This window comes from Nocardioides sp. NPDC087217 (genome assembly GCF_044744805.1).
In the GTDB taxonomy this organism is placed as follows: domain Bacteria; phylum Actinomycetota; class Actinomycetes; order Propionibacteriales; family Nocardioidaceae; genus Nocardioides.
Map to the genome: position 1 here is coordinate 578,718 of NZ_JBIUZB010000001.1, position 22,651 is coordinate 601,368.

The window sequence follows — 22,651 nt, forward strand, 5'->3', positions numbered from 1 at the left end:
TGACGTCTCGGCCGACGCAAGCGACGTCTCGGCCGACCAGGCTGACGTCTCGACATGAAGGAAGCGCATGAGCATTCTTGAACGATTCGAGCTGACCGACCACGTTGCGATCGTGACGGGAGCGGGGCGTGGGATCGGGGCGGCCACCGCGGTGGCGCTGGCCGAGGCGGGGGCGGATGTGGTGATCGCCTCGCGCACCGAGAAGCAGCTTCGGGAGGTCGCCGAGAAGGTCGAGGCGGCGGGTCGGCGGGCGCTGGTGGTGCCCGCGGACCTGGCCGACACGGACGCGACTGCGGGGCTGGCAGCGAGGGCGTACGAGGAGTTCGGGCGCCTCGACATCGTGGTCAACAACGTGGGCGGGACGATCCCGAACACGTTCCTCGACACCGACGAGGGCTACCTCGAGGAGGCGTTCCACTTCAACGTGACCACCGCGCACGCACTGACGCGGGCGGCGGTGCCGTACCTGGTGAAGAGCCCGGACGGGCAGCAGTCGGTGGTGTCGATCAGCTCGATGATGGGACGTACCGCAGGGCGCGGCTATCTCGCCTACGGCACCGCGAAGGCGGCGCTGGCGCACTGGACGCGGCTGGCCGCGACCGACCTGGCGCCGCGGATCCGGGTCAACGGCATCTTCGTCGGCTCGGTGCGTACCAGTGCCCTCGAGTTCGTGGCGGGCGACGACACCATGCGCGGCGAGATCGAGTCGAAGACGCCGCTCGGACGCATCGGCGAGGCGGAGGACATCGCCGCCGCGGTGGTGTACCTGACCTCCCGGGCCGGGCAGTTCGTCACCGGGAAGATGCTCGAGGTCGACGGCGGCACCGAGGCGCCGACGCTCGACCTCAAGCTCCCCGACGTCGGCGCCTGATCCTCGATCAGACCGTGACGTCCTTGTGCCAGGACTCGGTGACGTAGTCGGTCACCCAGCCCATCGACTTGTAGAGCCCGTCGGCGCCGGTGGGGCTGTCGGCGTCGACCTCGAGCGAGACCCGGTCACGGCCGCGCTCGAGGGCGTCGCCGATGACGGCGTAGAGCAGTCCCTTGGCCACCCCGCGGCCGCGGGCGTTGCGGTTGACGCCGATGTATTCGACGTACGTCCCCTCGACCCCGGCCGCGTTGGCGGGCAGCACGGAGGCCACCAGTGAGCCGGCGGGCAGGAGGGTGTCCGGCTCGTCGGGAACGTCCACGTAGGCCAGCCACCAGTGGTCCCAGCGGTGGCCCGGGTCCTCGCGGAGGCGCTGCACGAACTCCGGGAAGCTCTCCCGGTAGGAGTTGAAGTGGTCCTGGAAGGACTCCTCCAGGGTCTGGTGGACCGTCTGCAGGTCGGCTGCGACGGGCATGCCGTTCTCGTGGGTCTCGACCGGTCGGATCGTCACCCCTTCGCGGAGCGTGGGCACCTTCTCGTCGGGCAGCACCGGCCGGCTCATGTGCAGCCAGGTGCGCTTGTTGGTGAACTCCGCCGCGGCCAGCCACTCGCGCTGCACGGTGTCGTCGGCGAACGGGCTGGCGTCGAGGTGGGACTCGGTGATGCCGCGCAGCTCGGCCATCGATCGGGCCTGGTCCTCGAGCCAGGCGTAGAGCCCGGCGGCGACCTCGGCGGCCTGGGCGATGGTGCGGTCGACGTAGAGGTAGACGAGCGTACGGCCGGCGGCGCGGTCGTGGGCGATGGCCCAGGCGCGGATGTCGCCACCGGGGTCGATCGCGACGAGCTGCTGGCGGGTCCAGGAAGCAGGCCCTGCGATCTCACCGGTGATGGCGTCGGCATCGACCTTTCCGGAGCCCTCGAACGGCGTCTTGTCGGCCGCCCGAAGCCTCAGCAGGGCGGGCAGATCGTCGAGGTCAGGGACCTTCGCCGTCCATCCGGAAGGGAGTTCCACGGGCGTCTCGCTATGGTCGCTCACCCGGCCATTCTCCCAAATGGTGTCAGCGGTCGACCCAGCGGTCCGTGCCTGGGACCAGCGAAGATGCACCCGCGGTGAGCTCGGCGAGCAACGATTCGAGCCGTTTCTCGTCCTCCGGAGGCGCTCCGATCCGCAGCGTCACGGCAGTCCCGTAGGAGGTGTCGAGGACGGTCACTCCGGAGGATCGCAGGTCGGTCTCGAGGCGGCCGGCGGCGTCGTACGGGACCTCGATCTCGTACTCCCGGACCAGCTCGCGCCGGCGCGTGCCGACCTCGTCGAGCGCGGTCCGGACGGCGTCGGAATAGGCCCGGACGAGGCCGCCCGCGCCGAGCAGGGTTCCACCGAACCAGCGGGTCACGACGGCGACCGTGTCGGAGACTCCCGCGCCGCGGAGCACCTCGAGCATCGGCGCCCCGGCGGTGCCGGCCGGCTCGCCGTCGTCGTTGGAGCGCTCGACAGGCTGTGGCGGCGGGCCGATCACGAAGGCGGAACAGGTGTGGCGGGCGTCCCAGTGCTGCTTGCGCAGCCGCTCGACCACCGCCCGCGCGCCCGCCTCATCCTCCACCCGGGCGAGCGTGCACAGGAACCGGGACCGCTTCTCCTCGATCTCGGCGGCACCGTCGCGGCCGATGGTCAGGTAGTGCACGTCACCAGACTCCCAGGACGCTGCCACCGAGACGGATGATGAACCCGGCGACGACGACGATGAAGAAGACACGTACGAACCCGGCTCCCTTGGCCACCGCCGTCCGCGCCCCGAGGTAGCCGCCGATCAGGTTGCACACGCCCATCACCAGGCCGGTCTTCCACAGCACCGCGCCCTGCGGGATGAAGACGACCAGGGCGGCGAGGTTGGTGGCGACGTTGGCCATCTTCGCCTTCGCGCTCGCCTCCAGGAAGGAGTAGCCCAGGAGACCGACGAGCCCGATCACCAGGAAGCTGCCGGTCCCGGGGCCCAGGGCACCGTCGTAGAAGCCGACCGCGAACCCGACAGCCATCGCACCGATCAGGTGCCGGTGACCGTCGTACCTCAGCTCGGTCGCCTCGCCCAGGGACGGCTTGAAGAGCACCCACGCGCCGACCAGGATCAGCGCGATCAGGACGATGGGCTCGAAGACGGACTCGGGCAGGTACGACGCCACCCCCGCCCCCAGCGCAGAGCCCGCGAACGCGAGGATCATGAGCGGGATGAACGTCTTCGGGTCCGGACCCACCCGCCGGTAGTAGGTCGCCGCGCTGATCGAGGTGCCGAAGATCGAGGCCAGCTTGTTGGTCGCCAGGATCTGCACCGGTGCGGCACCGGGGAGGAACAGCAGCAGCGCCGGCAGCTGGATCAGCCCGCCTCCGCCGACCACCGCGTCCACGTATCCGGCGGCCAGGGCCGCGAGGGCGAGAAGGGCAAGTACGTTCAGCGTCTCCTCGGGCACGAGCGCAGGCTACGCGGCGGGATGCCCCCGAGTTAACTCGGTGAGCAGGTCTATTCGACCGGCGCGATGGCGGGGACTCTGCCAGACTCCCGCCATGATCGACGACCCCGGCAGCTTAGAGCGCTACGCCTGGGCGAACGGTGACACTGGGATGTACTGCATCACCGTTGCCCGCGGCCTCCGCGCACAGGACTTCCTAGCTCGCTGGCGGGCCGAGGTCGTGGACGGGACACATACGTCCGCCACCATCTACGACGAAGAAGACTGGGAGTCTGGACGCTATGGCGTGCGAGTCGCGGAGGTGGGCGACTACGCCGTCGGTATCGAGTTCATGAGCTGGTACGGCTGGGAGAGTCAGTGGCTCGAAGAGCTCTCCCGGGACACCGAGGTCTGGAGCTTCTACAACCTCGATGGCAAGCCCCTCTATCTCTTCGCTCACTACCGGAACGGTCGAAGGGTCACCACCCTGGACCTCTTCGGACCTGACCACTACGGCGGCGAGGACCCACACGGACTCGACGAGCACATGGCCCGCGCCGGCATTCTGACGCAGCCGGAAGACGGTCCAATCCCGAATTTCAAGGTCGCTGCTCTCCGGATGATCGAGCAGATCTCCGGCGTCCAGATGACTGAGCATCTGATGTACAACGCCGCTCTGACAGCGGGCATCCTCGGCGGTGACCCGATTTCCGCCTGAGGTGCCACGAACAGAGGCGGACGAGAACCGCCTCAGGTAGCCCACCAGCCGCGGCCACCGAACGCGTCCGGATAGCCGCCGTAGGTGTTCGACGTACGCCGCGCCGTCCGGTCGCCGAGATAGGACCCGACCACGGCCGCGCCGAGGTCGTCGAGCTCGGGGGCGACGACGCGGCCCTCGACGCGGCGGGCCATGGAGTCAATGAAGCGGGCCAGGCCGGGATCGTCGCCGAGGCGGAAGAAGGTCGTCTGGGCGCCGAGGCGGCGGGAGTTCTCCAGCTCCTCGACGGACCGGGCGATCGTCACCGGGTGAGGCGGGTAGGAGAACCAGACGTCGCCGCCCGCCTCCAGGTGGGCGGTGGGCTCGCCGTCGGTCACGATCAGGAGCACCGGCTGGGCGCCGGGGTGTTTGCGGAAGTGCCGGTTGGCGAGCAGCAGCGCGTGGTGCAGGTTGGTGCCCTTGTCCCAGATCGCGTCGAGCGCGGTGAGCTTCTCGATCTCCATCGTCTGGGCATAGCGGCCGAACGAGATCAGCTGCAGGTCGTCGTTGCGGAACCGGCTCTTGATCAGCGTGTGCAGCGCCAGCGCGGTGCGCTTCATCGGCACCCAACGGCCGTCCATCGCCATCGAGAAGCTGGTGTCGACCAGGAGGGCGACCGCTGCCTGCGTACGGGCCTCTGTCTCCTGCACCTCGATGTCGTCGACGCTCAGCCGCACTCCGGGGCCGCGTCGGCCTTCGCCGACCTCCCGGATGACGGCGTTCGTGATCGTGCGAGGTACGTCCCAGGGCTCGGTGTCGCCGAAGGCCCAAGGCCGCGAGGAGCCGGAGAGGTCGCCCGCCGCACCGGCGCGCTGCAGGTCGCGTTCGCCCTGCCGTCCGGAGAGCCGCTGCGCGACGTCGCGGAGCAGGGCCTTGCCGAGCTGGCGCATCGCCTTCGGGGTCAGCCGGAGGTCGCCGTCGGAGCCGCGCTCGAGCTGGCCGGAGTCGCGCAACGCCTGCTCGAGCTCCTGCAGCGTGCGCGCGTCGACCGCGGCCTGGTCACCGAGCTGACGGGAGAGGGCGTCGAGGTCGATGTCGTCGAGCCGCGAGCCGGCGTAGGACTGCTGGAGCTGCTCGGAGAGCTGGTCGAGCTCGGCGATGTCCTGCAGTACGCCGGTGCCGTCACCGAGGCCCAGGCCCTCGCCACCGTCGAACTCCTCGGAGCCGTACCAGTCCTCGCCGGGCCGCGCTGCCTGCAGGTTGGCGTCGAGCTGTGCCATCTGCTCCATCAGCGCGGGCGATCCGAAGGCCTGCTGGGAGAGCTCCATCAACTCGCGTCGCTGCTCCGCCGACATCGAGTTGAGCATCCGCTGCGCGGCCGCCGAACGCTGCGCGAGGGTGTCGAGCAGCTCGTCGATGTTCTGCGGGTTCTCGGGGAAGTACTGGCCGTGCTTGGCCATGAACTCGTCGAAGTCCTCGGGGGTGTCCTCCCCGCGGTTGTGCTTGTCGAGGAGCTCGTTGAGATCGCGCAGCATCTCCGCGATCGCCTCGCGGTCCTCGTCGGTGGCCCCTTCGAGCGCCTGCTTCATCCCGGCGAACCGCTGGTCGAGGAGCTCGCGGCCGAGCAGGTCCTTGATCTCCTCGTAGGCCTCGCGGGCCTCGCGTGAGGTCCAGTCGTAGGAGGCGAGCTCGCTGACCGCGGCGGCGGTGTTCGGCGAGAGGTTGTCGATCTGCATCTCCCGGAACGCGCGGTCGCCGTCGTCCATCGTGACGTCGCGGGCCAGCTGCTTGCGCTCCTCGAGGACCGCCTTGTCCAGCAGTTCACGCACCTGCTCGAGCGTGCCGTCGAGGTTGTGGCGCTGCAGCAGCTCACGGCGCCTCTCCGCGACCTGCCGGGCGAGGTCGTCGAGCCCTCGCTGGTCCTGTCCCCCGCGCCGCAGGAACTCCCGCATCGCCCGCTCGGGCGAGTAGCCGGACATCACGTCCTCGCCGATCGCGTCCAGCGCCTCGGCGATGTCGACCGGCGGCGCGAGCGGGTCACCCCCGGCGTACTTCTTGTAGCGGCTCATGGTTGGTGCTCCTTCACGCATGTAACACGCTGTTCGTAGGTCTATCCGGTCGTTCTGATAGGGCGAGTAGTCCTACGAACGACGTGTTACCCCCGGCCGATGCCTCCCGGCTCAGCCATAGATCGTCTCCCCGTCGGCCGTGTCCTTGCCGATCTTTCTGGCCAGGAAGAGGCCTTCCAGAGCCAGCTCGATGGCGCTGGCCAGCTGGCCGTCGTTCTTCGGGCCGCCGGTGGACTCGTAGACGCGGTCGCCGATCTGGTCGTAGAGGTCGGACTCGCCCAGGACGGGGAGGCCGGCCAGGAAGTCACCGGCAGCGACCTTGGTGCCGGTGGTGACCATGCGGCCGTCCTCGATGGCGTCGATGAGGAGCGCGAAGTCGAGGCCTCGGAAGGACTTGCGGACGGTCTCGGCGATGGCCGTACGCAGCAGGTGGGTGAGGATCTCGGCCTCGCGGCCCTCCTCGCCGGACTCGAACTCGATCTTGCCGGAGAGCACCTCGACGGCGGTCTCCAGGTCGACGATGCGGGCGACCGCGTCGGCCTCGCCCAGGACGGTGGCGCGGTGCAGCGCCGAGGCGGCGACGGTCTCGGCGCCGGCGATCGAGAAGCGCGCCGAGACCCCGGAGCGCTGGTCCACCGCGGAGGATGCCCGCAGATGACGGGTGAAGACGGCGAGGATCTCGAGCAGGTGGTCGGGTACGTCGGCGACCAGCGCGGCCTCCTGCCGGATGACCGCCATCTCCGCGGCGAGCTCGCGCGGGTAGTGGGTGCGGATCTCGGCACCGAAGCGGTCCTTCAGCGGCGTGATGATCCGGCCACGGTTGGTGTAGTCCTCCGGGTTCGCGGAGGCGACCACGAGCAGATCGAGCGGCAGCCGCAGCACGTAGCCGCGGATCTGGATGTCGCGCTCCTCCATCACGTTGAGCATCGCGACCTGGATCCGCTCGGCGAGGTCGGGCAGCTCGTTGATCGCGACGATGCCGCGGTGGGAGCGTGGGATCAGGCCGAAGTGGATCGTCTCCGGGTCGCCCAGCGAGCGTCCCTCGGCGACCTTCATCGGGTCGACGTCGCCGATCAGGTCGGCCACGGAGGTGTCGGGGGTGGCCAGCTTCTCCGAGTAGCGCTCGGAGCGGTGCTTCCACGCGACCGGGAGCGCCTCGCCGGCGGTCGCTGCCAACCGCTGCGACCCGACCGAGACCGGCTCGTAGGGGTGCTCGCCGAGCTCGGACCCCTCGATGACCGGGGTCCACTCGTCGAGCAGCCCCACCAAGGTACGCAGCAGCCTGGTCTTTCCCTGACCACGCTCGCCCAGCAGGACGACGTCGTGCCCGGCGATCAGGGCACGCTCGAGCTGTGGGATGACGGTGTCCTCCAGCCCGTGCAGCCCGGGCCAGGGGTCCTCTCCGGCTGCCAGCTTCGCCAGCAGGTTGTCGCGGATCTCCTCGCGGAGCGACTTGAACACATGGCCACTCGCGCGAAGCTGGCCGAGGGTGCTGATCGTGGGTGCGGCAGTCACGGACGCAACGCTACGCCGCCACCCAACCCCTGGGCGGCCTCGGCGTCGACGTCCCGATCCGCGGATGCAGACGACCCGACGCTGGCGAGCAGCTCCTCGACCCGCTCCCGGGTCAGCGCGGTGCGGTCGAGCTCCCCCACCTCGTCCAGGATCGCGACGACCTCGTGGAGCGTCGCCCGGGCCTGCGCGACACGCTCGGTCTCGCGCTCGACCACGGCCCGGCGGACGAGGACGTTGGCCTCACCCCACCGGTTGCGCTCCTCGAGGCGGTGGGCCAGCTCCAGCCGCAGATGGTTCTCGGCCTCGGCGTAGCGCCGCAGGCCGATCAGGGCATCGACCAGGGTCATCCGCGGCGAGGCGGAGGAGTCGACGTCGACGGACGCGTAGCCGATCTCCTCCTCGACCAGCCGCACCGCATCCTCGTAGCGCTCCATCCGGACGTAGACCTCGGCCAGCCCGATCAGGCTGGCGCGGGCACGGTCGTCCATCCCGGCCGCATCCGCGACCGCGTACGCCTCCTCGAGGACCGCGACGGCCTCGTCGAGCGAGCCGATCATGCTGAGCGCCTGGCCGCAGTTGGACAGCGCCATCTCCAGTCCGGCGGCGGTCCCGGCCTCACGGAACACCTCGGCGGCACCACGGAACTCCGTGATCGCGCGAGGCAGGTCACCGACCCGCGCCCGACTGATCCCGAACTGGTTGCGGATGTAGGCCGCGTCGATGTGCTGACCGGCGCGGAGGGCGGCGTCGAGGCCGAGCTCCTGGAGGGGAATGGTCTCGGCGGGTGGGTGCCGCATCGAGAGGCTGAACATCTTGTTGACCAGCTGATACGCAGGGCTCAGCAGCCCCGCGCGCACGGCGAGGCGTACGGCACTGCCCATGGTCGGCCACTCCCGGTCGCCCCAGGCGCGGGCCTGCTGCGAGGTGGCGAAGCTCAGCGGCGTCACCCCGTCGACGACGGGGTCGAGGCTCATCAGCCGGAAGGACCGGCCGTCGGCCTCAGAGGCCGCGACCAGGGAGTGGGTGTACCAGCTCACCAGCCGCAGCAGCGCCTCGCCGGACTCCTTCTCGGAGCCCATCTCCAGGGCGTAGTCGCGGATCAGGTCGTGGAGCACGAAGCGTCCGGGGCGGTGCTCGCGGACGAGGTTGGCGTCGACCAGCTTGTCGACCAGACGCCGGGCGGCGGCGATGTCGACGGCGAAGAGCGCCGCCATCGCGGGCATCCCGATCTCATGACCCGGGCGGAGGCCGAGGAGGCGGAAGGCACGCCGCGACTCCTCGTCGAGAGAGTCGTAGGACCAGGAGAAGACCGCGCGCAGGTCGGAGATGGGGTCGAGCGGTGCCTCCAGAGCCGCCAGCCGGCTGGTCTCGCCGTCCAGCTCGGCGATCAGGTCGGTCAGCGGGAGATCGGGGTAGCGGCTGCAGCGCTCGGCCGCGACGGCGAGAGCCAGCGGAAGGTGTCCACACCTGTCCGCCAGGGCGCGGATGTCCGCCTCGTCGGCCGTCCGGTCGATGAGCCGCTGCCTCAGGAAGGCGGCCGACTCGGCCGGGGCGAGCGTGTCCAGTGCGAGCCGGCGGGCACCCTCGCGGGTGGCCAGGCCACGCAGCTGGCTCCGGCTGGTCACCAGCACCAGCGAGTCACCACCCGGCAGCAGGGGCCGCACCTGGGTGGAGTCGCGAGCGTTGTCGAGCACCAGGAGCATGCGTCGCTGCGCGAGTGTCGTACGCAGCAGGGCCGACGCCGCGTCCACCTCGGCCGGCACCGAGGCGGCGTCGACGCCGAGCCCGATCAGCAGGGTCGTGAGCGCCTGGGCGTGCGAGAGCGGCTCGCCCGGGCCGAAGCCGCGCAGGTCGATGAAGAGCTGACCGTCGGGGAAGTGCTCGGTCCGGGCCCGGGCCCAGTGCACCGCGAACGCGGTCTTGCCCACCGCCCCGATGCCGTGCACGGCGATCACGCTCGGCCAGCCGGCGTCGTGGGAGATGGTCACGGCGTCGAGCAGCCGAAGCTCGGCCTCACGCCCGGAGAAGCTGGGGATGTCGGCCGGGAGCTGTCTCGGGACCATGTCCTCCTCCGAGACGCGCTGCGCGGGCACGGTCGCCTGGCCCTGGGAGGCCTCGACCTCCGGGGCCGGCGAGGAGCCGGTCAGCAGCCGGGTGAACGTGGCACGCAGCTCCGCGCCGGGGTCGGCGCCGAGCTCGTCGGCCAACCGCGCCCGGACCTCCTCATAGGCCTCCAACGCCTCGGCCGTACGCCCCGCCGCGTCCAGCGCGTCCAGGAGCACCACCCACAGGGACTCGCGCAGCGGATGGTCGCCCACCACCCGGCGCACGTCGGCGACCGCCTTCGCGGCCCGGCCGGCGGCGATGTCGAGCGCAGCACGATGCTCCAGCGCGGCCAGATAGCGGTCGACCAGCCACGGACGGGTGCGCTCGGCCAGCGAGTCCCCGGACGGCTCATCGAACGGCTCGGCACGCCACAGCGCGATGGCCTCCTCGAGCCGGTCGTAGGCCTCCGGGCCCTCGGCCGCGTCGAGCAGGTCGATGAAGGTGAGCGCGTCCACCGAGGAGCGCGGCAGGTCGAGGATGTAGCCGCCGGCGGCGCGGCGTACGACCTCCTTGCCGAGCACCCGACGCAGCCGCCCGATGTAGGTGTGCAGGCTGCCGCGCGGGTTGTCGGGGAGCTCCTCGCCCCAGATCCGGTCGGCGAGCAGGTCGGCGGAGACCGGGGTGCCGGCCTCCAGGGCCAGCAACGACAGCAACGTGCGCGGGCGTCGTCCCGGGACCTCCACGGGCTCGCCTGCGCGCGTGACGATCAGGGGGCCCAGCAGACAGATGCTCACATCCGTCACCGATGCACCCCCGCCGTCCCGAGCCGATCGCGCCTGAGAGCCACCCTCACACAATAGACGGGGCGCTCCGGGCCTACGACGAGAATGCGCCCTTTCCAGTACACAATGGGGCGCATGTCTCCCTTCGGCCGCACCGCCACCGGTTCGCCCCTGCCCCAGGAGTGCCCGTGCGGCAGCGGGCGACGCTATGCGATGTGCTGCCACCGGCTGCACCGCGGCGGCGCCCTGGCCGAGACTCCGGAGGAGCTGATGCGCAGCCGCTACGCGGCGTACGCCCTCGGGGACTGGGACTACATCTTCCGCACCTGGCATCCGGGGACCCGCCCCGACGACCTGGGCGTGGCCGCACCCGACTCGCGACTGACGTGGACGGGGCTGGAGATCGAGGGCTCCGGGCTCGATGACGACACCCACGGCTGGGTGGCGTTCCGGGCGTCCTACCAGGCACCGTCGGGCGACGGGGTGCTCGCCGAGCACAGCCGGTTCGAGGTGCGTGCCGGACGGTGGCTCTACGTCGACGGGGAGATCGCGAGTCAGTGACCAAACGCAAGCATCCACGTGAGTTTGAGGCAGACAGTGGAGAAACTGTTGCCGATATGTGGACGCGACTGGGTCCAGCACGACAGACTCTGACGAGTGACCACTGACGCGACCGAGGACCTGACCGGTCTGGAGCCATCGGCGCGCTCGCTCTTGGACGCGGTCATCGCGATGTCGAGCGAGCTCGACCTGAGCGCCATGCTGGAGAGAATCACCCGCTCCGCCTGCGAGCTCACCGGGGCGAGCTACGGCGCCCTCGGCGTCCTCAGCCCCGACGGCGACCTGCAGGACCTGATCACCTACGGGCACCAGCAGGAGCCGACGCTGCAGGTCGTGGGCAAGAGCCGGGGCCGCCGGGCCCGCGTCGATGACGACGGCGACGACGATGAGCCGGCTTCGACGACCCGGCCACGAGGGATCACCGCTCCCGAGCCTCTCCTGCTGGTCTCACCTCGCACGCATGATGGCGGCGGCAGCCACGCGCTGCGTACCGGCGACCCCGGCAAGCGCAAGTTCATCGAGGTGCCACTGCGCATCGGTGGCCGTGACTTCGGCCACCTGCTGCTGTCGGAGAAGGTCGGCGGTGCCGAGTTCACCAGCCACGACGAGCAGCTCGTCGTCGCTCTGGCCCGGGCCGCCGGCGCCCAGATCGACAAGGTGCGCGAGCTGGAGCTCAGCGAGCAGCGCCGCAGGTGGCTCGAGGCGAGCGCCGAGCTCAGCCGCGCCCTGACCCCGCCGCTGGACCACCTGGTCGCGCTCGAGCGGATGTGCGAGACCGCGCTGCCGCTGATGCGCGCGATCGGGGTCGGCGCCGGCACCCGCATCGAGCACGGCATCGTCTCCGGAGTCGCTGCCGCGCCCGGCCAGGAGGAACGGGTCCGGGCAGTCACCGAGAAGGTCCCGCACCTGATCGACCGCCGCATCGTCGAGCCACTGGACCTCGAGGTCGACGGGCTCCATGTCGTGGTCGCCCCGGTGCGGTCCACGCTCGCCGGCCGCGGCGCGCTGCTGGCGATCTACGACAAGGCCAGCGCCGCCCACGACGAGCACGAACGCGAGCTCTTCTTCGGCTTCGCCGGCCAGGCCGCGCTCGCCCTGGACCGCCTCCGTGCGGTCGAGGACCGGGCCGACCTCGCCGTCATCACCGACCGCGACCGGATCGCCCGTGACCTGCACGACGTGGTCATCCAGCGCCTCTTCGCCATCGGCATCCAGCTCGAGGCCCTGGGCCGGAACCCGCAGCGGGTCGAGGACCTGCCCCAGCGGCTCTCCGAGCAGGTCGACGCACTGGACCAGACCATCAAGGACATCCGCGGATCCATCTTCGACCTCAGCAACCACGATCCCTCCTCGCTGCGGGCGCAAGTGCGCGGGGTCGTCCGGGAGTACGCGGGCGTCATGGACTTCACCCCGGAGATCAAGATCACCGGGCCGGTCGACACCGCGGTGCCCGACTCGGTACGCAACCACCTGCTGCCGGTCCTGCGCGAGGCGGTCTCCAACCTCGCCCGGCACGCCCAGGCCCACAGCGCTCAGATCGAGCTGACCCTTCAGGACGACGAGATCAAGCTGGTCGTACGCGACGACGGCAGCGGCGTCCCCGACGAGGCCGAGGAGAGCGGGCTGAAGAACGCCCGCTGTCGCGCGGTCCAGCTCGGCGGTCAGCTCGAGATCGGCCCGCGCTCACCCAGCGGCACCGAGCTCGTCTGGCAGGTGCCGATCACCGCTGGGGTCTGACTCAGTTTCCCTTGCGGGGGTGGAGCAGCTCCTTGGCCATCAGCGCCGCTTGGGTGCGTCGCTGCACGCCGAGCTTGGCCAGGATGCTGGAGACGTAGTTCTTCACCGTCTTCTCGGCCAGGAACATCCGGCCGGCGATCTCGCGGTTGGTCAGGCCCTCGCCGATGAGCGCCAGCAGACGCTTCTCCTGAGGCGTGAGCGCCTGCATCTGCGGCGACTCCCCATCAGGGTTGCGCATCTTCTCCATGACCTTCGCGGTCATCAGCGGGTCGAGCAGGGAGCCGCCACCGGAGACGGTGCGGATCGCCTCGACCAGGTCGTTGCCGCGGATGTCCTTGAGGACGTACCCCTTGGCGCCGGCCATGATCGCCGAGAAGAGCGCCTCGTCGTCGTCATAGGAGGTCAGGATGAGCGCGAGCATCTCCGGGTAGGCCGCACGGACCTCACGGCACACCTCGATCCCCGAGCCGTCGGGCAGGCGGGCGTCGAGCACGCACACGTCCGGCTGGAGGCGGTCGATGTCCTCGCGTGCCTGGGCGGTGGTGCCACCCTGGCCGACGACGGCGATGTCGTCATGACTGTCGAGCAGTGTCGTCAACCCTTGGCGCACGACCTCGTGGTCGTCGAGCAGGTAGACCCGGATCGTCCTTGTCTCGGTCAACACCGTCTCACTTCCCCCATTCGTTGAAGGGAGACCACGGTATCGGTCAGCCCCAGTCCGGTCGATGTGTGAGTCATCCACAATACGGTTTTCGTGCCGCCATGCGGACCAGGCTCTGCGCCAGCCGTCGAGCCATCCTCCCGCGCGAGCACCTCACGCGCCAGCGACGCGGCGGTCGCGGTGTCGAGATGAGCCAAAGGTTCATCCAGGACCAGGACCTTGTGCCCTGCCAGCAGCGACCTCGCCACCGCCAGCCTGGCCCGCTCTCCGCCGGAGACCTCGGCGGCACCGTCGCCGAGCCTGGTCTGCATCCCTGCGGGGAGGGCATCGAGCCAGTCGCCGAGGTGTGCGCGCCGGATCGCCTGCTCGACCTCCTCGTCGGTGGCTCCGGGCCTGGCCAGGCGGACGTTCTCGACGAGGCTCGAGGCGAAGACGTGCGGGTCGTCGTCGACGAGACCCACGATCTTCCGTACGTCCTGTGGGTCCATGTCACGCGTCGACCGGCCGCCGAGGGTGATGGTGCCGGTGTCCGGGTCGAGGAAGCGCAACAGCAGCGCGGCCAGGGTGCTCTTGCCGGAGCCGGACGGGCCGACGATGCCGATCCGCGCGCCCGGCTCGACGTGCAGATCGGGGAGCTCGACGCTCTGGCCGTCGCCCGGGCGGGCGGTGACGCCGGTGATCGTGATCGTGGTGTCGTGGGTGGGCCGCTCGGGGTGCTCCGGGGCTCTGACCGCCGGCGGGCGACTGGTGAGGTCGTCGAGACGGCGCTGCGCGGCACGGGTGCGTGCCCGGGCCGCACCGGCGTCGGCGAGCGTCGCCGCGGGCTCGGCCAGCGCCAGCGGGACCAGGGTGAGCAGAGCGAGCATCGGGCCGTCGCCGACGGTGGTGTAGGCGGCGGTCGCGGCAACCGCCGCGCCGGCGGTCACCAGCACGATGGCCTTGGCCAGCGAAGAGGCCGACGCCGCCGTCGTGGTCGCCCTGGTGGCTGCGCCGGCCAGGTCGTCGAGGGTGTCGAGCACGGGCTCGCTCGCCTGCCACATCCGGCGCTCGGTCGCCGTCTGAGTCGCCTCGACCACCTGCTCGGACACCCTCGCCCGCACCGTGACCGAGATGTTCTCGGCGCGTGCTGCTCCGGCGTACGCGATCCCGAAGGCGGCGCCCGCCGCCAGCACCGTGGCCAGGGTGAAGGCCCCGGCGACCGGGTCGATGAGCGCTGTCGCCAGAACCGCGAGGGCAGCCACAACGGCGTACTCCCGGATCGGCAGCCGCACCCGCAGCTCCTCGTCGAGCACCGCGTCGACGTCGTCGACGACGCTCGCCAGCACGTCGCCCCGTCGGCCGGGGAGCGCACCCGGCACCAACGGGATCAGCGCGTCGTAGATCTGCACCCGTCGCCTGGCCAGCAGCCGCAGCGCACTGTCGTGCGACCACAACCTCTCCAGGTAGCGCAGCACCGGCCGCGCGATCCCGAACGTACGCACCCCCACCATCGCGGCCACCAGCGTCAGGATCACCGGATGGTAGGAGGCCTTGATGATCAGCCATCCCGCCAGCGCCGTCAGCGCCACTCCCGACGCCCAGCTCAGCCCGCCGACCACCGCCGACCCCCACAGCGCCCTCCGCGCCGAGCCCTCACTTCTGGCAGCCGAATCGGTAGTAGTGGCGGGCGAATCGGTAGTTGTGGGCGCCGAAACTCCACTTTCGTCCGCCACTTCTGCAGTCTCGGCCGCCGCTTCTACGGTCTCGGCGGGCGGGGTCTCGGCGGAGAGGGTGATGACCTGGTCGGCGATGTCGATCAGCGCCTCGCGGTGGGCGACGAGGACGACGGCGCGGTCGCGGGCGAGGTCGGCGACGGTGTCGGCGATGATCCGCTCGGTGTCGGGGTCGAGGTGGGCGGTCGGCTCGTCGAGGAGGATCCAGGAACGATCGGAGAGTACGACGCGGGCCAGCGCCAGCCGGGCCCGCTCACCCGCAGAGAGGGAGCGGCCGTCCTCGGCCAGGTCGGCGCCGAGACCGCCGGGGAGGTCGGCGATCCTGTCGGCGAGGGCGACCCGCTTGAGTACGCGCCACAGGTCGCTCTCGGTCGCCTCGGACGACCCCAGCCGCAGGTTGTCGGCGATCGTCCCGCTGACGAACACCGGACGCTGAGGCAGGTAGGCGAACCGCCGTCGCCACTCGTCGCCCGCGGCCGGCGTCTGTCCGTCGAGCTCCACCGAGCCCGCGTACGTCTCGTGGAGGCCCGCGATCGTCGCCAGCAGCGTGGACTTTCCGCAACCGCTCGGGCCGACGATCGCGGTGATCCCCCGAGCGGGGACCGTCGCGGAGACCGGCGCCAGCGCCGGCCGCTCGCGCCCCGGATAGGTCACCCCCACCTCATCGAGAGACATGCCGAGGCGTCGCTCCGGTCGGTCGAGATGGCAGTCGGTGACGTCTCGTCCGACGCGGGTGACGTCTCGGGAGAGGTCCGCGGTGGCCTCGAGAGTCGCCGTACCCTCGGCGGCCGCGTGGAACTCGGTGCCGACGCGACGCAGCGGCCAGTAGGCCTCGGGGGCGAGCAGCAGGACCACGAGAGCCGTCTGCAGGTCGACCGAGCCGGCGGCGAGCCGGACCCCGATGATCACCGCCACCAGGGCGACCGAGATGGTCGCGACGAGCTCGAGCACGGCCGAGGAGGCGAACGCGATCTTCAGGGTCTCGAGGGTGCGGCGGCGGTAGCGGTCGGTGATCGAGGCGATGACACGGGACTGGGCCGTGGCGCGACCGAAGGCGACCAGGGTCGGCAGCCCCTTCATCACGTCGAGGAAGTGACCGGCCAGGGCCGACATCGCCCGCCACTGGCTGGCCGCCTGGTCACGCGTGGCCAGCCCGACCAGCACACCGAAGATCGGGATCAGCGGCAGCGTGAGTCCCACGATCAGACCGCTGAGCGGGTCGGTCCAGACGATCACCGCGAGCACCATGACCGGCAGGACGCACGCCAGCACCAGCGCCGGCACATAGCGGGTCAGGTACGGCTCGGCCGCCGAGACCCCGCGGGTGGCCAGCGCCGAGAGCGAGCCCGAGCTCTCCGACCGGCCGCGCAGGATCGCGCCGACCACCCGGCGTCGCAGGTCCGCGCCGACGACACCGGCAGCCCGCGCACCGGCCACGTCGGAGACCACCCCGACGAGGGCGCGCCCGGCGAAGACGGCCACGACCGCCAGGGCCCAGCCGCTCACTGACCCGGTGTCGCGGATCGCGGAGATGAGCAGTCCGGTGACGGCGTACGTCTGGGCGATCAGCAGCACCGCACCCAGCACGCCGGCCGCCACCACGACGGCGAGCGGCCGCCGGGCTACCGACAGCTGGGCTCGCAGTCGCGGGTCGTTCGGACGCATGTCAATGAGCGGCGGGGATGTGGTGGATCGAGATCCGCTTGCGGAAGACCCAGTAGGTCCAGGCCTGGTAACCGAGCACGAGCGGCGCGAACACTGCTGCAGTGATGGTCATCAGCTTCAGCGTGTAGGGCGTCGCCGCGGCGTTCGTCGTCGTCAGCGAGTTGGCGACGTCGGTGGTCGAGGGCATCACGTCGGGGAAGAGCCCGGCGAAGAGCCCGGCCACGGCGAGCCCGATCGCGAGAAAGGTGCCGGCGAAGGCGAACCCCTCACGACCGACGTACGCAGCAGCCAGCCCGCCCACGAGCGCGAGCGCAGCCAGGACGAAGAGGATCGCGGTGCCGAGATTGCCGGTCAGCACCTGCGTCCAGACCAGGAACACGACGGCGAGCACGGCCGCGACCACCCCGACCTTGAGCGCCAGCGCACGAGCCCGGCCGCGGATCTCGCCGTCGGTCTTGAGCGCGATGAACAGTGCACCGTGGGTCACGAAGAGCGACAGCGTGACGAGTCCGCCGAGGATGCCGTACGGGTTCAGCAGCGTCAGCACCGTCCCCGTGAACTCGAAGTCGGCGTCGATCGGCACCCCGCGCACGATGTTGGCGAAGGCCACGCCCCACAGGAACGCGGGGACGTAGGAGCCGAAGATCACCGCGCGATCCCACCAGCCGGCCCAGGTGACCGATGGCCGCTGGTGGCGATACTCGAAGGCGACGCCACGCACGATCAGGGCGATCAGGATGACGAAGAGCGGCAGGTAGAAACCGGAGAACAGGGTGGCGTACCACTCCGGGAACGCCGCGAACGTCGCTGCGCCCGCAGTGATCAGCCAGACCTCGTTGCCGTCCCAGACCGGGCCGATCGTGTTGATCATGACCCGTCGCTCGCGGTCGTCGCGGGCCAGCACCGGAAGCAGCATCCCGACGCCGAAGTCGAAGCCCTCCAGAACGAAGTAGCCGATCCACATGGCGCCGATGAGGCAGAACCAAACAGTCGTGAGTTCCATCGCAGGCTCCTCAGTACGCGAAGTTCATCGGCTCGTCGGCATCCGAGTCGGAGCCGCGCAGGGAGGGGTCGGGTGGCTCCACGAACGGGTCCGGAGCCTTCTTCACATACTTGATGAGCAGCCCGACCTCGACGACGGCGAGCACCGCGTAGAGCGCGGTGAACCCGAGGAGCGACATCCACACCTCCCAGGGCTCGACGCCCGGCGAGACGCCGTTGGCGGTCGTCAGCACCCCGAAGACCACCCATGGCTGACGCCCCATCTCGGTGAAGATCCAGCCCATCGAGTTGCCCAGCAGCACCATCACCGGCGCCGAGATCGCCAGCGCGGGCAGGAAGCGCCCGACCAGCCCTGTCGGCGTACGTCCTCGGCGGGTGAACCACAGCACCGCCAGCCCGATGAGGCCACCGACGACGCCCAGGCCCATCATCCAGCGGAAGGTCCAGTAGGTGACCGGGATGTTGGGGGTGTAGTCGCCGGGTGAGTAGTAGGTCGCGCCCGGCGTCGAGCCGTACGTCTCCCGATACTTCTCCTGCAGGTCGTAGATGCCCTCGACCTTGCCGTCGAAGGTGCCGGTGCCGAGGAAGGAGAGCACGCAGGGCACCTCGAGCGCCCACTTCTCGTGCTTCCCGTCGCGGGTGCCGATGGTCAGGATCGAGAACGGCGCGCACGAGTCGGAGGTCTCCCACAGCGCCTCCGCGGCCGCCATCTTCATCGGCTGCACCTCGGTCATGATCTTGCCCTGGACGTCGCCCGAGACCGCCACGCCGATGCCGGAGAAGACCATGACCCAGGCCGCCAGCACCATCCCGCGCCGGTACATCGGCCGCTCAGACCCGTCACGTCCCGGCCGGCGCAGGTAGAGCCAGCCCAGGATGCCGAGCATGAAGGCGGCCGAGGTCAGGTAGGCGGCGAGGATGACGTGCGGGAACGTGCCCAGCTGCACCTTGTTGAACATCACCGCCCAGAAGTCGGTGAGCTCGGCGCGGCCGGTGACCTCGTTGAACTTGTAGCCGACCGGGTGCTGCATCCAGGAGTTGGCCGCCAGGATGAACCACGACGACGCCAGGGTGCCGAGGTGGACGATCCACATGCACGCGTTGTGCAACGCTCGCGGCAGCTTGTCCCAGCCGAAGATCCACAGGCCGAGGAAGGTCGACTCCAGGAAGAAGGCGAGCAGCGCCTCGATCGCCAGCGGGGCCCCGAAGACGTCCCCCACGAAGCGGGAGTAGTCCGACCAGGTCATCCCGAACTGGAACTCCTGCACGATCCCGGTGACCACACCGAGCGCGAAGTTGATCAGGAAGAGCTTCGCGAAGAACTTGGTCAGCCGAAGCCACTCAGGGTTCTTCGTACGCAGCCAGATCGTCTCCAGCACGGCGACGAGCATGGTGAGTCCCACCGTGAGCGGGACGAACAGGAAGTGGTAGACGGTCACGATGCCGAACTGCCACCTGGCTAACTCCAGGACGCTGTCCACGCCAGTCACTATGTCACTGCCGCAACACCGGCCACACCACCCCCTCCCCTAGGCATACGTCCCTTGTGTCGTGGCTTACGTCCCTTGTGAACCACGCCACCGTTCACGCTCGCCAACGCCAAAGAACCCGGCCGCCCTGGGCTCGAGGTCACGACCGCGGGGGGATGATCGCGACCTCGAGTCCGGGACGGCCGGGCTCTGTAGGTCTTCGTGCCACCAGGGCCGCATACAGATGGGGGAGCTGATGCGGCACCCTGGTGTCACTCAGTGGTGCAGGCCGAGGAGAACCTCAGCCCGTGAGATCACTATCTCATCATCTGCGCCCAGAGGTTGCGGTCGCGGACGGACTGTTTACGTACTGTAAACAGGTAACCTGCGTATCAGTAGACCTAATACGCGGGCGATACAGCGTCCCCACAGAAAATCCGGTATGCATTTGGATGTACCTTGAGGTAGGGGGTGAGCATGTCGGATCGCGAAGGTGTCCTCGCGCGGGTGGTCGACGAGGTCATCGACTACGTCGGCGCGGGCCTGAGCGTCCATCTGGTGGGGCCCCGCGGATCCGGACGCAGCGAGATCTGCTCCCTGGTCGCCAACCGGCTCGAGGACGAAGGCCGGTCCGTGCTGCAGATCAGTGGTCACCGCGCCTGGCAGAACGAGCCGTTCGCCGCGTTGACCGCCGCCGGCATCGGCAGCGCGACACCCACCGGTCCCCGTCGCACCATCGGCGAGATGACCACGGCGCTGAGCAAGCAGCTCGGCAACGGCACCGTCCTGGTGATCGACGACGCCGACGCGCTCGACACCTACTCGGTCGGCGCCCTGCGCAACATCCACCGCCAACGACGTCTCCTGGCCGTGACCAGCAGCCGCCACCAGCACCCCGTCGCCGAGAACACGCTGATGCTCGGCATCGCCCCCTCGGTCCAGGTCCGCTCCCCCGCGCTCGAGGTCGACGAGGTGCACGAGGTGTGCCGCGGGATCCTCGGCGGCCCGGTGGAGGCCGGGTCCCTGGCCCGGATCGCGATGGCGACCGGCGGCCTGCTCGGCCTGGTCCGCGCGATCGCCACCGTCGGGCCGCGGGCAGGAGTGCTGGAGCAGCTCGACGGACTGTGGCGGCTGCCGCGGCGTACGGGCTGGGCTCCTGAGCTCGCCTCAGCGGTCGAGCCGCTGGTCGCCGGGCTCGACCAGGACGCCTGGGACGGCGCGACCGCGCTCGCGGTGACGGGACCGGTGCCGCTGGACGAGGCCGAGAAGATGATCGAGCGCAACGTGCTCGACGCGCTCTTCGCGCACGGCCTGGCACGGCACAGCGAGGACGGCCCGGGTAGCGGCGTCGTCGGCCTCTACCCGCCGCTCATCGGCGACTACCTGATCACCGAGGGCTCGGCGTTCGGGCTGGTGATCGCGCGCAACCACCTGGCCACCGAACAACCGCTCCTCGACTACACCACCCACCGGCCCCGCGGCGCCGACGCCGCCCTGCTCCACCAGCGCTCGCTGCGCCAGATGGCCGACGAGGTCACCCGTGCGCGCCGCTCCTGGACCGAGATGCCCTCACCCGAGACGGCGCTGCCGCTGCTCGTGGCGCTCCGCAACACCGCGGCGCCCAGCGACCAGATCGAGGAGGTCGAGCGGCGTACGCCCCTGACCGACACCCAGGAGTCCGCCTGGATGCTGGCCTGGTTCGCCACCTGGAAGGCGGTCGAGCTCGGCGACCTGAACGCCGCCAAGGCCGTGCTCGACGACGGGCTGAAGCGGCTGCCCACCTTCGCCGCGACGCTCGAGGCCTCCCGCGCCCACCTGCAGTTCCAGACGGAGTACGTCCCCGAGGTGCCCACGGTCGAGCCCGACCCGCGCGACACGGTCGGCCCCGAGATGCTCGGCGTCGTCGCCGCCGAACGCCTCCTCGCCGCCGGGATGGTCGAGCAGGCGCGCAACCTGCTGGAGAGCCAGCGCCCGGAGAACCCGCTGCCCGCCGGTCTGCACGCCTTCCTCGTCGGGCTCGCCGACATGCTCGGCGGCGACCTCGAGCGCGGCATCGACTTCGCCCGCGAGCAGCTCGAGGCGGCCAACCAGAGCTCGAGCGCCATGCTCATCCAGGCCCATGCCTATCTCTGCGTGCTCGGTCTGAGCATCGCCGGCCGGCTGACCGAGGCGAGCCAGGCGGCCTTCCAGAGCCTCTCCTCCTCCAGCGTCGCGGCCTACCGCGACGTCGCCCACACCGGCATCCTGACCCTCGGCGCCGAGATCGCGATGGCGCAGGGCCGCCCGGAGTACGCCCGCAGCCTCGCCTCCCAGATCGGCGGCGTGAAGGTCGCCTTCGGCCCCTGGCCCGGGATGGTGGCCAGCATCATGGCGCCGGCCAGCGGCCGGATGCCCAGTCTCAAGGAGCTGTGCGAGCTCGTCGGCCAGCGCCTGGACGCCGGCTACATCACCGGCGGCATCTTCCTCGCCGTCGAGGCGGTCGAGCGCGGCGCCAACGAGAACAAGCACATCACCCGGGCCGCCAGCCTGGCGGCCGGCACCGAGAGCCCGCTGCTGCAGGGCATGGGAGCGTACGCCGCGACCACCGCGGCCGGTGACGTCGACGGCCTCCGCGAGGCGATCGTGAAGCTCGCCGATGCCGGAGCCCTCGTGTTCGTGACCAGGGCCGCGATCTCGCTGGCGATCCTGCAGCGCGAGGCCGGGGACCTGGCCGGCGCCGCCGAGACCCTCGACACCGCGTGGGAGCGCTCCGAGATCTCCGGCAGCCGAGCCGGCATGTTCCGTCGCGCGGCCGCCCACATCGGGCTCTCCGGACGCGAGAGCGAGGTGCTGCGGCTGCTCCCGGAGGGACCCACGACCGCCTCGCTGGCCGCGGACCTGGAGATGAGCACCCGCACCGTCGAGACCCACCTGCACAACATCAGCCGCAAGACCGGGGTCTCGGGTCGCGAGGACCTCGCCCGGGTGGCCGACACCTGGCTCCGGCCGGCGCCGAACGGCGACTACTCAGCCGGCGCCAGGCACTTCACCAGCGGCTCGTAGAGCTCCTTGCTGGCCTTCTGGTCCGCCTCCGAGAGATCCTCCGGGCTGATCTTGGAGACGTCCTCGGCCTCGACCAGAAGGCGTACCGCCTCGTCGGAGAGGTCCGACTCGTAGTAGGTCTTCGCCAGGCACGCGGCCTGCTTCTCGGTCACCTGGTTGCCGCTGCTCTGGGTGATCTGGCCCTCGATGTCCTCGGCGCTGGGCCGATCACCCCCGCCGCCGCTGCCCTCGCCGCCGCCACACGCAGTCAGCGAGAAGACGGTGAGCAGAGCTGCCGCAGCGAGCGCCGATCGGCGATGCTGTCGGCCTCGGCGGGTGTGGGGGTAGGCGGTCATGAGCACGCATCATGGCGTACCCGACCCTCCCCCGCCAGGGGGAGGGTC

The 22,651-nt window shown here is 70.4% G+C and carries 16 protein-coding genes; 5 read left to right on the top strand and 11 right to left on the bottom strand.

What is annotated here, in order from left to right:
- The first annotated feature begins 67 nt into the window (after positions 1–67).
- Positions 68–871, top strand: a complete 804-nt coding sequence (locus tag ACIO3S_RS02975) for an SDR family oxidoreductase (protein WP_400459237.1) — start codon at positions 68–70, stop codon at positions 869–871.
- 7 nt (positions 872–878) lie between these two features.
- On the opposite strand, the gene ACIO3S_RS02980 is transcribed toward ACIO3S_RS02975, so the two are convergent.
- The 3 genes from ACIO3S_RS02980 to ACIO3S_RS02990 are packed head-to-tail and all read right to left on the bottom strand — an operon-like array spanning position 879 to position 3,331.
- Positions 879–1,880, bottom strand: a complete 1,002-nt coding sequence (locus ACIO3S_RS02980) for a GNAT family N-acetyltransferase (protein WP_400459239.1) — start codon at positions 1,878–1,880, stop codon at positions 879–881.
- A gap of 46 nt (positions 1,881–1,926) precedes the next feature.
- Positions 1,927–2,550: a YigZ family protein gene (locus ACIO3S_RS02985; RefSeq protein WP_400459241.1), complete on the bottom strand. Its 624-nt coding sequence runs from the start codon at positions 2,548–2,550 to the stop codon at positions 1,927–1,929.
- A 1-nt stretch (position 2,551) separates the two neighbouring features.
- Positions 2,552–3,331, bottom strand: coding sequence for a TSUP family transporter (locus ACIO3S_RS02990; RefSeq protein ID WP_350714315.1), 780 nt, complete (start codon positions 3,329–3,331; stop codon positions 2,552–2,554).
- Positions 3,332–3,425: 94 nt separating this feature from the next.
- On the opposite strand from ACIO3S_RS02990, the gene ACIO3S_RS02995 reads away from it, so the two are divergent.
- Positions 3,426–4,028 (top strand): DUF6461 domain-containing protein, encoded by a 603-nt coding sequence (locus ACIO3S_RS02995; RefSeq protein WP_400459244.1) that lies wholly within the window; start codon positions 3,426–3,428, stop codon positions 4,026–4,028.
- Between the two features lie 32 nt (positions 4,029–4,060).
- Here the strand turns inward: ACIO3S_RS02995 and ACIO3S_RS03000 are convergent, their stop codons facing one another.
- The 3 genes from ACIO3S_RS03000 to ACIO3S_RS03010 all read right to left on the bottom strand — a co-directional run bounded on the left by ACIO3S_RS03000 (position 4,061) and on the right by ACIO3S_RS03010 (position 10,440).
- On the bottom strand, positions 4,061–6,076 hold the full coding sequence (locus tag ACIO3S_RS03000; protein WP_400459246.1) for a hypothetical protein: 2,016 nt from the start codon (positions 6,074–6,076) through the stop codon (positions 4,061–4,063).
- A 111-nt stretch (positions 6,077–6,187) separates the two neighbouring features.
- Positions 6,188–7,591, bottom strand: coding sequence for a magnesium chelatase (locus ACIO3S_RS03005; protein ID WP_400459249.1), 1,404 nt, complete (start codon positions 7,589–7,591; stop codon positions 6,188–6,190).
- Positions 7,588–10,440, bottom strand: a complete 2,853-nt coding sequence (locus tag ACIO3S_RS03010; RefSeq protein WP_400459251.1) for a BTAD domain-containing putative transcriptional regulator — start codon at positions 10,438–10,440, stop codon at positions 7,588–7,590. The genes ACIO3S_RS03005 and ACIO3S_RS03010 overlap by 4 nt, the downstream gene beginning before the upstream one ends.
- A 114-nt stretch (positions 10,441–10,554) precedes the next feature.
- On the opposite strand from ACIO3S_RS03010, the gene ACIO3S_RS03015 reads away from it, so the two are divergent.
- Together ACIO3S_RS03015 and ACIO3S_RS03020 are read left to right on the top strand one after the other, a co-directional pair.
- Positions 10,555–10,980: a YchJ family protein gene (locus ACIO3S_RS03015; protein ID WP_400459254.1), complete on the top strand. Its 426-nt coding sequence runs from the start codon at positions 10,555–10,557 to the stop codon at positions 10,978–10,980.
- A 96-nt stretch (positions 10,981–11,076) separates the two neighbouring features.
- Positions 11,077–12,717 (top strand): GAF domain-containing sensor histidine kinase, encoded by a 1,641-nt coding sequence (locus ACIO3S_RS03020; RefSeq protein ID WP_400459257.1) that lies wholly within the window; start codon positions 11,077–11,079, stop codon positions 12,715–12,717.
- A 1-nt stretch (position 12,718) separates the two neighbouring features.
- Here ACIO3S_RS03020 and ACIO3S_RS03025 read toward each other — a convergent pair whose 3' ends face one another.
- The 4 genes from ACIO3S_RS03025 to ACIO3S_RS03040 are packed head-to-tail and all read right to left on the bottom strand — an operon-like array spanning position 12,719 to position 19,238.
- Positions 12,719–13,381, bottom strand: a complete 663-nt coding sequence (locus tag ACIO3S_RS03025) for a response regulator transcription factor (protein WP_350714305.1) — start codon at positions 13,379–13,381, stop codon at positions 12,719–12,721.
- Complete coding sequence (gene cydD / locus ACIO3S_RS03030; RefSeq protein WP_400459261.1) at positions 13,375–16,755, bottom strand: thiol reductant ABC exporter subunit CydD; 3,381 nt, start codon at positions 16,753–16,755, stop codon at positions 13,375–13,377. The genes ACIO3S_RS03025 and cydD overlap by 7 nt, the downstream gene beginning before the upstream one ends.
- Position 16,756: 1 nt before the next feature.
- On the bottom strand, positions 16,757–17,758 hold the full coding sequence (cydB, locus tag ACIO3S_RS03035; RefSeq protein WP_400459264.1) for a cytochrome d ubiquinol oxidase subunit II: 1,002 nt from the start codon (positions 17,756–17,758) through the stop codon (positions 16,757–16,759).
- Positions 17,759–17,768: 10 nt separating this feature from the next.
- Positions 17,769–19,238, bottom strand: a complete 1,470-nt coding sequence (locus tag ACIO3S_RS03040; RefSeq protein WP_400459267.1) for a cytochrome ubiquinol oxidase subunit I — start codon at positions 19,236–19,238, stop codon at positions 17,769–17,771.
- 465 nt (positions 19,239–19,703) lie between these two features.
- Here ACIO3S_RS03040 and ACIO3S_RS03045 point away from each other — a divergent pair, with 465 nt between their 5' ends.
- Complete coding sequence (locus ACIO3S_RS03045; protein ID WP_400459270.1) at positions 19,704–22,268, top strand: LuxR C-terminal-related transcriptional regulator; 2,565 nt, start codon at positions 19,704–19,706, stop codon at positions 22,266–22,268.
- On the opposite strand, the gene ACIO3S_RS03050 is transcribed toward ACIO3S_RS03045, so the two are convergent.
- On the bottom strand, positions 22,229–22,603 hold the full coding sequence (locus ACIO3S_RS03050) for a hypothetical protein (RefSeq protein ID WP_400459273.1): 375 nt from the start codon (positions 22,601–22,603) through the stop codon (positions 22,229–22,231). The genes ACIO3S_RS03045 and ACIO3S_RS03050 overlap by 40 nt on opposite strands.
- Positions 22,604–22,651 lie beyond the last annotated feature (48 nt).